This window comes from Microcoleus sp. Pol1C5 (assembly GCF_036701115.1).
Taxonomy (GTDB): Bacteria; Cyanobacteriota; Cyanobacteriia; order Cyanobacteriales; family Microcoleaceae; genus Microcoleus.
In genome coordinates, this window is the sequence record NZ_JAUBQE010000038.1 from 66,609 (window position 1) to 78,387 (window position 11,779).

The 11,779-nt window shown below is 46.0% G+C and carries 3 protein-coding genes; all 3 read right to left on the reverse strand.

Going from position 1 to position 11,779, the window contains the following annotated elements; translation table 11 throughout:
* Nucleotides 1-279: 279 nt before the first annotated feature.
* Nucleotides 280-702, reverse strand: a complete 423-nt coding sequence (locus QUA23_RS20545; protein ID WP_333077851.1) for a hypothetical protein — start codon at nt 700-702, stop codon at nt 280-282.
* Nucleotides 703-952: 250 nt separating this feature from the next.
* A complete protein-coding gene (locus QUA23_RS20550) occupies nt 953-1,984 on the reverse strand; it encodes a PleD family two-component system response regulator (protein ID WP_333077852.1) in 1,032 nt (343 codons plus the stop codon).
* Complete coding sequence (locus QUA23_RS20555) at nt 1,977-11,474, reverse strand: PAS domain S-box protein (RefSeq protein WP_333077853.1); 9,498 nt, start codon at nt 11,472-11,474, stop codon at nt 1,977-1,979. The genes QUA23_RS20550 and QUA23_RS20555 overlap by 8 nt, the downstream gene beginning before the upstream one ends.
* Between the last annotated feature and the right edge of the window lie 305 nt (nt 11,475-11,779).

Here is an 11,779-nt window from a genome sequence, read left to right on the forward strand (position 1 = left end):
CGTAAGTCATCAGTTTTTCCTCTCGATCGCCTCACTATTGCCCTTATTGGGGACTTTTGCAAGAGGTCTAAAATAGAAGCGATCGAACCTGCGACCATAACAGCTACAAATCAAGACAGAGAAAACTTTCTTGAACTCATCGAGGCGATCGCCCGACACATTGCAGCAACTCGCGACCCTTTGCAACATTACCCAGCGTTGGAAAAGGCGATCGCCTCGGGCTTGATTTTATCGACAGCCGAAGCTAGAGCGCTCATCGGAGTTAAGCCCAGCGGCGATCTATTCAAGCGGGGCGCTTTTGCATTCATCCGAGCCGACAAAGTTGGGAGGCAGGCTGGATGGAAGGTTGAAAAAATATGAGATTTTAAACAGTTCATCTTCATCAGCGCTCTCGATGCCCAAAATTTTGCCAATACTTGAGAAACAAGTTTCGTCGTTGAATCCTCTGGCTTTCGCGAGTTTCGATCGCGGGTCGATAATTCTGGCGACGATCATCGCCAATACTAACCTTCTGTTGCGACTATTTTCGGAACTAATTAAATTGGGTAAACCAGTATTTTTCAGGCTACCCAACACTGCTGCTACGTGGCCGTGGGGGCGCGAGCGAGTGATTTTAAAAGAGTCAGGCAAACTGGCGATCGTTACGCTACCTTTTAACAAAGCTTGCAGTCCATCTATCGCATGGTCGGGTAATTTAGACAAGTTTGCCAGAGTGCGTTTCCGTACTTTTGAACCTTCGCGGTAGGACTCGCGAAGTCATACGGCAGGGGGAGAGTTTCTGTTTGGAACACGTTCGATATATGACTACAATTATGCCACGTATCTGCCGAAATAAATCGGAATAAATTCTTAAAATACATGGGTACGCCATCAAGGGGCAAAAAGGAAATTCTTCCTTGTATTGCAAGGATTTGAGAGATTTGAACATCCCCTCTACGGGGGGAACTTCAGATTAAAAAGTTTTCACAATTGAGCGGTTTCTCCCCTGCTCTTTAGCTTCATATAATCCTTGATCGGCCGCAGCAATCAAGATTGACGGGTCAGAGGTGTCCTGGGGAACTACACTGAAAACGCCCAGACTCAAGGTGACGTATTTATTAACAGCAGATTGAGGGTGAGCAATTTTAAGATTTAGCACTTCATGCCGGATCGCCTCAGCGACTTTTAGCGATCCTTCAGCTTTTGTATTAGGTAGAATTACAGCGAATTCTTCACCTCCGTAACGAGCCAATATATCTCCCGGACGCTTAATAGCACGGCTAATCGCTTGAGCCACTTGCTGTAGACAGAAATCCCCGGCTAAATGACCATAAGTATCATTGTATTTTTTGAAATAATCAATGTCACCTAAAATCAAAGATAAGGGTAATTGCTCTCGTGCCATCCGTTGCCACTCTCTATTGAGAGATTCATTGAACTGACGACGATTAGCGATTCCTGTTAAGCTATCTAAAGAGGCGAGACGCTGTAGCTCGATATTAGCTTCAACCAAAGCAGATTCAGCTTGTTTACGATTCTTGATTTCCTGTTGTAGCAATGTATTTTGCTCGGCGATTTTCTGTGCTTGCTTCTGAAGTTTGAGATACAAATTGCGGATAATTAGTTGGTTTTTAATGCGAGCTAAAACTTCGGCTGACTGAAAGGGTTTGGTAATGTAATCTACCCCTCCAGCATCAAAGGCTTTTACTTTATCAAATACATCGTCAAGAGCGCTGATAAAAATTACTGGAATCTCCGCTGTTTGTGGATGAGTTTTGAGCAACGAGGCAACTTCATAGCCATCCATTTCTGGCATCAAAATGTCAAGTAAAATCAGAGCGGGGGGAGAATTTTGGGCAACTTTTAAAGCTAGCTGACCGTTAATTGCCTTCCGGACTTTATATCCAGACCCGGTAAGGATAGCGGACAAAACTCGGAGGTTGTCTGGATGATCGTCAACGATGAGGATGTCCCCAAAAGAAGCGGGTACTTGATGGCTATTCATTACTAGATGCTCGGATTAAATCAAAGAGTATATCTAAGCGAAAGTTATTAATCAAATCTGTCAGGGTGCGTGCTAAACTTGCCTCGCTTTCGGGAATTTGGTCGATTAGCTGCAATATTACCTCGTCGTTAGCACAAAGCACCTCGTGTCGGAACTGTGCTATCCACTCAGAAGGCATGACGTTTAGATCCTCTAGTGTTAAGTTTCTCGGTGTTGCTAGCTCAGGTGAGCTATCCGACAAATCCTCTTGATAAATATAACGGACTCCTAAGTGTTGAGCCATCTTGTCAAATAGCACCGACTCTAGAAAAGGCTTATGTATAAAGTCATCGCAGCCTGCTGTCATAATCTTGGCTCGATCTTCGTCAAAAGCACTAGCAGTTAAAGCAATAATTTTTGTTTCGTTGGTAGATGATGAGTTGGCAGGTAAGTTGTGATTCTCTCCAGCTACTGCACTTTGCTGTTCCAAAGCTTTTATTTCTCTAGTTGCTTCGTAGCCGTCCATGACGGGCATTCGCATATCCATCCAGATTAAGTGTGGTTTCCAAGTTGACCACAAAGCGATCGCTTCTTGACCGTTAACCGCTTCTCGCACTTCAAATCCTAACGGTTTGAGTATGCTTAAGAGCAACTGACGGTTCTCTTCGACATCCTCAACAACTAGAATGCGGTACACAGGTTGATTTGGCTCTAATCCAATAACTTCCTGGGTAATCGATAAACTCTTGTCATCAGATTCATCAACCTCGCTGGCGAGGATATCGAATGTGAAAATTGTTCCCTGACCGAGTTGACTGCTGACTGCAATCTGTCCTCCCATCATCTCTACGAATTGTTGGCTGATAGGTAAGCCCAGCCCCGTTCCTTGCATCGATTTGCGACCTGCTTCTGTTTGTACGAAGGGGTCGAATAAAGTTTTAATTTCATCGGGAGCAATGCCGGGACCAGTGTCTTCAATTTCAAACAACAAATAAGTTTTGGAGCCAAGGTTTGGGAGAGCAAATTTTTCTGATATCCGACCCTTTTTCAGTCGTAAGGCGATGTGACCGGAAGCAGTAAATTTAAGTGAATTTCCTAGCAAATTAATTAAAACTTGACGCAATTTATTTTCGTCAGTTTCCAAGTATTGGGGAACATTTAATGCCCGTTCAAAGGTTAGCTGCAAGCCTTTAGAAATCGCTTTGAATTTGAACATTTGTTCTATATCGTTCAGTAGCTGATACAGGTCAAAGCGACTTTCATTGAGCGTAGTTTGGCCTGCTTCAATTTTGGACAATGATAAAATATCGTTGATTAAATTAAGCAAATGTTCGCCACTACGGTTGATGATGTTTAGCTGTTCTTTTTGCTCAGAGGTAACGGAACTACTGCGAACCATCACCTGGCTAAAACCGAGAATGGCGTTGAGAGGAGTACGCAGTTCATGGCTCATGTTAGACAGGAAGCGGCTCTTAGCGATGGATGCAGCTTGGGCGGCTTGGAGTGCTTTTTGCAAAGCTGCTTCTGCCTTTCTGCGTTCGCGAAGCGCAGCTTGCTGTTCGCTCACATCTATGGCATGACCTACGGCTCGGATTGCTCGTCCGTTGGCATCTCGCATGAGCGTGCCGTAATCGGACACGTAAACGTAGTGACCGTCTCGATGGCGAAGTCGGTATTCCAACAGATAATAACTTTGAGTTTCGTTCGCAAGGGCTTCCGATAGCTGTTGGGACATTTTGGGGAAATCTTCTGGATGGACGTGTTCGTTCCCCCACTCAACGTTCGCGTCGGCTTCTTCGGGGCGGTACCCAACAAGTTCAAATAGTCCCTGCGTCCGCAAAACGCTATTCTGCTTGAAATCCCAGTCGTAGATAAATCCTTTTACTGCCGATGTTGCTAGCTGAAAACGCTCGTTGCTTTCTTGTAGCGCTTGCTCTATTTGCTTGCGATCGCTAATATCGAAGGCTAAACCCTGAAGCACTTGAGTCTGTCCGTCGGCGACAAGAACGAAATTTGAGATATCTTTTACCCAGATCGTTTTGCCATTGCGAGTTATCATGCGATACTCGACGCTCAATGGCTCTCTCGTGGAAATCGTGGTGCTTATGGTTTGCAAAACGCGATCGCGATCTTCTGGATGTACGAAATCGGCCCAACTATTAAAGAAGCCAGCAGACCACTCTTCTGAAGGAACTTCCAGCAATTGTTGCAGTTGCGGGCTGATATAAGCTTGCTCGGTTGTTTCCCCAATTGGAGAGATATAAACAACTCCTGGAATTTGCTCAACCAAGGTGCGATATTTATACTCGGCTTGTTTGAGCTTTTCTTCTGCAAATTTGCGATCGCTAATATCTAATATCACCCCATGCCAAACTTTAGAACCATCTTCGCGGGCTTCGGGTTGAGCTTGGACGCGCAGCCATCTTAGTTTCCCAGAAGGAGCAATGCTGCGCCATTCAGAAGTGAGCGGTTCCAAGTTTTGAAGGGAACGAGTAATTGCCTCTTCAAAGCTGGATCGGTCATCGGGAGAAATTTGGTTTTCGAGGAAATTTCGATCTTTTAGGATCTGCTCCGGCTCGATTTCAAACATATCTCGGCAACCGGGACTGACATATTCAAACTGGGCTGAACCATCGGGGTAGTATCCAAAGGAATAAAGGGTTCCCGGAATGCTAGCCGTCAGGTGTTTGAGCCGACCTTCGCTGAGGCGCAGTGCTTCTTCTGCGCGTTTGCGATCGCTAATATCTTCGACAACGTAGGACAATCTCGGACGACCGTTAGGGCCAATTCCAATCGGGCAAACGCTGGCAGAGAGCCATTTTTGTTCGGTTGGAGTCTCGTGAGGATATTCAAAGCGCACGACAGCTCGATCGTGTAAAGCTTCTCGGTAGCGCTCCATCCACTGTCGTCGGTGTGCTGGTGGCACTCCCATCTCACTTGCGAAGCGATTTTTCATCTGTTCTGGAGTAGTGCCGAAAAACCTCGCTGATGTTAGGTTATCGGAAAGATGCAGAATATCGTCCTCATACAGCTCAACAATCCCCATCAGCATTGAGCCGCTGTCAAAGAAGCTGCGAAGGGTAGATTCGCTCTGCTGTAGCGCTTCTTCTGCGCGTTTGCGATCGCTAATATCTTCGACAATGTAAGACAATTTCGGACGACCCTCAGAGCCAATTGAAATAGGGCAAACGCTGGCAGACAGCCACTTTTGTCCTGTAGGAGTTTCGTGAGCGTATTCAAATCTGACTGGAGCTTGAGTTCTTACAGCTTCCCAGTAGTGGCCCAGCCAAAGTTGCACGAGCCATCGTGGCATTCCAGATTTACCAACGAAGTGATTCTGCATCGCATCAGGGGTGGTACCGAAGAATTGTGCGGTTGCTAGGTTAGCAGATAGATGCAAAAAGTCATCTTCATACAGCTCTACAATGCCCATCATCATGACGCTACTGTTGAAGAAAGCTCGTAGAGTAGATTCGCTCTGCTGCAACGCCGTTTCCATTAGTTTCAGTTCGGTGAGGTTACGCAAACTCACCACTAAACCTGAAATAGTGCCATCTGCTTCAAAATAAGGAGCGTAGGTAGCGCTGAGAAATTTCTCTTCAGCATTGGGATATTTAAACCATAGTTCGTATTGAATGATTTCCCCATTTAAGCATCGGTCGCCTTTTGGCTTGATGTAAGTTTCAAACAGCTCTTTACCCAAAACTTCACTAATAGTACGTCCGAGTATTTCTTCTTGAGAGCGGTTATGCCAATTCAGGTATGCTTGGTTAACAATTTGATAGGTGTAGTTGCGATCGATTAAACAAATTGCATCAGTAGTAGTGGCAACAATCTTTTCGTATCGTCGCAGGTTTTCTTCAGCAAGTTTGCGCTTGGTGATATCTCTTCCTACTGCTTGCAACTCTATTAAGTGACCGTTGCTATCAAATATGCCTCGGTTAGTCCAGTGCGTCCAACGAATTTTTCCGCCAGCAATCACTCGATTTTCAATAGTAACAACTGGATTTTGCCAACTGATTTTATTGACGCATTGAGCCACATATTCCCGGTCTTCCTCAAGCACAACGGGTTCGTAGTCATATCCCACAAGTTCTTCCCGCGTTATGCCAAAAAATTGACAGTAAGCCTCGTTGACATAAGTAAAAGTGCCATCGGGTAATAACCGAGCAATGAGTTCTGTCTGATCTTCAAGAATGCCACGATAACGCGCTTCGCTTTGCCGCAGTGCCTCTTCTGCCTGTTTGCGAGCGGTAATATCAGCGAATGAGCAAACCACTCCGTCAGGAAGAGGTTCGCCCGATCGAAATAAAGGTTGGGTATTAATAGAAATCCAGGTAAAACTACCATCAAGTTTGTGGACTCCCATCACCACGTTCGAGCAAGCTTTGCCCGTTCGCAGCGTCACCATTGCCGGGTGTTCTTCTCCAGGGAAGGGGGAACCGTCTTCGCGCACCGCTCGCCACTTGGGATCGCGAGAAGTTCGCCCCATCATTTGCTTGCGAGACAAGCCCAAAATGCGTTTGGCACTGGCATTACAAGTACGAATCGCACCGTCAGCATCTTGCAAGACAATCCCCTCTGCCATTGCTGCTATTAAAGTACGGTAGCGTTCTTCGCTCTCTTTGAGGGCGGCTTGCGATCGCTTGCGTTCGGTGATGTCCCGCACCAGACATACAACCTCATCGGCACCGCTTTTTACTATGCGCGTTTCGTAACTGTGGACACCATCAGGGGTTTCGAGGTCGTGTTCGTAAAGTTCTAGCGTTCCGGTTTCCGCTACTACCTGAAAACGGTCGAGAAAGTCGGTTTTAATTTGTTCGGGAAGGCAGGTGTCTTGTAGCTTTCTGCCAATTAGCGCTTCGCGCGGCACCTGTAAGGTAGTGTCATTTCCCGCCACATCTAAATAAGTCCCATCTACCTGGTGCCGCACCATCAAATCGGGTATTGCGCTCAAAAGCGCCTGCATTCGTTCTTCGCTTTGCCTGAGTGCAGCTTCTGTCTTCTTGAGTTCGGTAATATCTGTCGAAATACCACACATGGCATAAACATCGCCGTCAGAGTTTTTTAAAGGAACTTTGGTCGCTAAAAAGTAATGAAGCTCTCCATGACGATCGAGTCCTACTTCTTCAAAGCGATGGACAAGGCCGCTGTTTGTGACGAGATAGCTATTTTCTTTGTAAGTTACAGCTAACTCTTCGCTAAAAAACTTGCGATCGTTCGCTCCGATAATTTCAGTTGCGCTACATCCAAAAAGTTCCTCAGTTAAGCGATTGACATAAGTGTAGGTACCGTTCAAATCTTTGATATAAATACAGGCACCTGCATTATCTAGGATGGCTGATAGTTTTGTTTCGCTGCGCCGTAATTGGGTTTCTATGTGCTTGCGCTCCTCAATTTCCTGCTCTAATTGAGCATTTATTTGGGTTAGTGCAGCCGTGCGTTCTTGCACCTGAGTTTCTAAAATTTGGTTGTAATTTTTTAAAAGTTGTTCTGCCTGTTTGCGCTCCGTAATATCGGTAAGGGTGCCGATGTAACCGATAATTTTTCCATCGACATCTTTTTCCGCGATCGCTTGTGCCAATACCCAGATCATGCTGCCATCGCGTCGCTGCAAGCGGATTTCGTAGCAATAGGGAATGCCTTGTTGTATGAAACTATTCCAAGCAGTAATAACGCGATCGCGATCGTCTGGATGTATCGCTGTTACCCAACCCTCATTGATTAATTCTTCTAAAGAAAGTCCGGCCATTTCTAAACAGTGTTCGTTACCGTACACGCAATAGCCTTGAGTATCGTTACGGTATATGCCGACGGGGGCGGTTTTCGCCAAAGTAGCAAAGCGCTGTTCGCTTTCCTGCAATGCTTGTTCTGCTTGTTTGCGTTCGGTGATGTCAGTAACTATTCCAGTAGCAAACCAGTAATCTTCAGATTTGTGCTTTTTAGCCAGCAAAGTGTTAGATAACCAAAGCAAATTGCCATTTTTATGGCGGAATCGATACTCTATAGTGATTTTCCGTCCGGCATAAAAATCTTCCATCGCTGGCAGAACGATTGCCTCAACATCTTTAGGAAGAATTCTAGAGAACCACAGGCTCGGATCGGCGGCGAATTCTTCTCCTTTGTAGCCAAAAATTTCCTCTCCATTTGGGGAATAGTATACGTATTCCCAGACTTTGTCAGGATGAATGTGTGCCGAGGAAATGAAAGCGGCTGTATTATCAAGCACTTCTTTTAGTCTGGCTTCCGACGCTTGCAGGGCAGCTTGTGCTTGTTGGCGATCGCTAATTTCCTGTCGCAATTCTTTATTAGCTGTTGCGAGTAGGGCAGTGCGTTGTCTGACTCTAATTTCTAACTCGTCGCGAGCCTTTTCTAGAGCTGCTTCTGTAACTTTGAGTTCGGTGATATCGCGCGCAACTGCTAAAACCGACTGCACCGAGCCATCACCACCAAACTCAGGCACTACGCGAGAAGCGTAATAATTTAGCCCTGCACCCCCTGGAATTTCGTATTCAATACTTTGCTCGCAACCCGTTTCAAATACCTGCTCAATGGTTGTTTGCCAAAGATTAACTAACGTTTCGGGCGTACCTAATTCGTTAATAGTTTTACCGATAAACGCGGCAGGAGGAATTCCCGATTGCCGTTCAACCGGGGGGTTGATATAGAGATAGCGGCATTCCCGATCCAATCGCATAATAATATCGGGCGCATTTTCTACTAGAGCGCGGAACTCTTGTTCTCGCTGTTGCAGGGCTGCCTCTGCTTTTTTGCGCTCGGTAATATCGATCGCGACTCCGCCAACCAAAACTTGCCCCGATGAACTGGGCAGCGGAAACTTGTAAACCAGAAACTCGCCAATACTGCCGTCCGCGAGGGGAGCCAGTTCAATGGCTTCGATCGTTTGATTGGTTTCTACAACTTTGCGAATATTTTTTAAATATTCCTGCCTAAACTCAGCCGGATAGATGTTGAGGTCTACTTTGCCAACTGAATATTTGGTTGGCAAATTGAACATACGGGCATAGGTTTGGCTGAAGTAGAGAATTTGCCCATTTCTATCCGTAATCCAAGCCGCAGCGGGGCTGTAATTCATAAATGCTTGGAAGCGGGCTTCACTTTCTTTTAAGGCTGTTTCTGCCTGTTTGCGTTCGCGAAGCGCGGCTTGCCGTTCGCTAATGTCGCGCAGAAAAACAGTAAAAACTTTTTCTTCTGGCAATTCCAGTTGAGAAATTGAAGCTTCAGCCGGAAATTCCGTGCCATCTTTACGGCGACCGACAATTTCGCCGCGCCTACCCATCTTCCTTGCTGTTTGGGCAGATTGAGCAAATTGCTCTACGTGCTGGCGATGATTTGCCCCAAAGCGTTCTGGCAAAAGTCGGTCGAGAGTCTGACCGAGCATTTCCTCGGAAGTATAGCCAAAAATCCGTTCTGCGCCCTGGTTATATAGGGTAATGCGTTGGCTGGAGTCTACTGAGATAATTGCCTCATCAGCAATGTCTAGGACTCCAAAGAGGCGTGCTTGAGAGGCTCGCAGTGCTTCCTCTGCGCGATAGCGATCGCTGATATCGCGATCGCAAGCAAAACTGTATTCTTTGCCGTTAAATTCCAGATAATTCAGCGTTATTTCTACGGGAAGAACACTACCATCTTTTTTGGAATGTTGAGAAGTAAATGAAAGTGTTTTTTGCTCTTTAAGTTGTTGCCAATGGTGCGGCCATACCTCAATCGGAAAATTAGGATCGGCCTCCCAGACGCGCATCGACAGCAACTCTTCGCGAGAATATCCTCTTTGCTCGCAGGCTGTTTGGTTCACCCGCAAAATTCTGGCATCGCGATCGACCCAGGCAAGGCCGAGAGAGGAGTGTTCGAGCGAAAAATCAGCCAGTTGCAGTTGTTCTTCTATTTGCTTGCGTTCGGTAATATCTTCAAATAGATAAAGCCGTCCGAAATAGCGATCGCTATCGTCGCGAATTTGTGTCGAGAAACGACGAATCGTGCGCCCGTCGCTAAAAGGAATTTCATCTTCAACAACGGCTCGATTTTCTTCAGTTTGCAGCAGTTTGCAGGATTCGGCAAAAGCCGGAACATCTGCAACGGCAGGCAAACAGTCAGGAATGATATCGTTGTTTTTCAGTTGACCCTGCTGCATCTGTTCCTCTAGGTGTTCGATGCCCCAGATTTTGCAGAAGCGGTGATTGAAATAGAGAATGGCATCGCTACGGTTATCTACAACAAAAAAAGCGAGTGGCGAAGCATCGGTCATTGCACGCAGCAACGTTTCTTTCCAACGCAGTTCTTCTTCAGTTCGCTTGCGTTCTGCTATATCGGTAGAAGAACCCACCATTCTCACCGGATTGCCACTGTCATCCCAGAGTGCCTGACCGCGATCGAGAATCCATTTATAAGTTCCGTCCTTACATAAAACGCGGTGTTCGGTTTCGTAAAAAGGAGTTTTTTTAGCAAAGTGATTTTGGATTGTTTCCATCACCCAGGCAAAATCGTCTGGATGGACTCGTTTAGCCCATTCATCTAAATGGTGGGAAATTTCGCGATCCTCGTAACCCAGTATTTCCTTCCATCGCGCTGAGAAAAAGACTTCTTTCGTTCCGACATTCCAATCCCAAATTCCATCATTGTTACCCCGCAACGCTAACTGCCAGCGTTCTTCACTTTCTCTCAAAGCGTTTTCAACTCGCTTGCGTTCGGTGATATCCATGCTGACACCGAGTAAGCGAGTTCGCGCATCGCGATCTACTAAAGGCGTTAAGGTGGTGAGAAAGCAACAAATCTGTTCTCCAAAAGGAAGATTCTCCTCATAAGAGATTGTTTTACCTTGCTGCAAACAGTCATAGTAATGCGCCCGAATCGTAGCCGCTGTCTCAATGTCCCACAGTTCGTCCAGCCGTTTACCAATCCAATTCTCGGTCAAAGTTCCACTTGAGGATTCAATGGCTCGATTCATGCTGACAACTTGAAATTCGCCATCCTCAAGCTGTTCCACCACCCAAAGGGTGTCTGTCACGGAGTTATAAATGTTGCTTAAAAACTGCTCTCGCTCTTGAAGTGCTGCTTGTGCAATTTTGCGCTCTCCAATCTCGCGCTCTAATTCTCGGTTAGCTGCCTCCATCTCTGCGGGACTCCGGAGCGCTAATGCTTGTGGCACTAATGGCACCAGCTCTATCGCTGTTAATACAGAAACGAACGCGGTTATGGCTTTAAGGCAACCACTCAGCCAATAAGTGGGATGCCATAGCGTCCAAATCTCCATCAAGTGAGTGGTACCACAAGCGACGATGAAGGCGCTAAATAGCAGAAATATCCAGGAGTAGGGTAAATCTCGTCGCTTACGAACAAAATAGAGCAGCGTTATCGGGATTGAATAATAAGCCAGGGCAATCAGCAAGTCGGAAACAATATGAAGCCCCACTAGCCCTGGCTTCCAGAGATAGCAATGCCCGTGGGGGATAAACGGTGCTATAGCAAAAAGGTTTTTCCAAAGTTCCAGCATTTTCTTCTAACTGCAATAACGACTTTTGCGATTGCCCAGGGAGGGTGACAACCCGCCTGAAATCTTTATGGAGTAAAGATTTTGCCCACTTATATCCATTTAATATGAAGCTGCATAGAACAATAGTCCGGACAGTTTTTGGAACGATATTAAAAGCCTTACAGGGCAAGCATCATAGAAAACTCGAATTAAATGCAAGTCAGGGGGTAGAGGTGACATTGATTTAATCTGGACTTCCCCCGTACAAATGTAATAAAATATCTAAAACCTTTACCAATTATAGGTTTCAATTGTTGAGTGAAAAA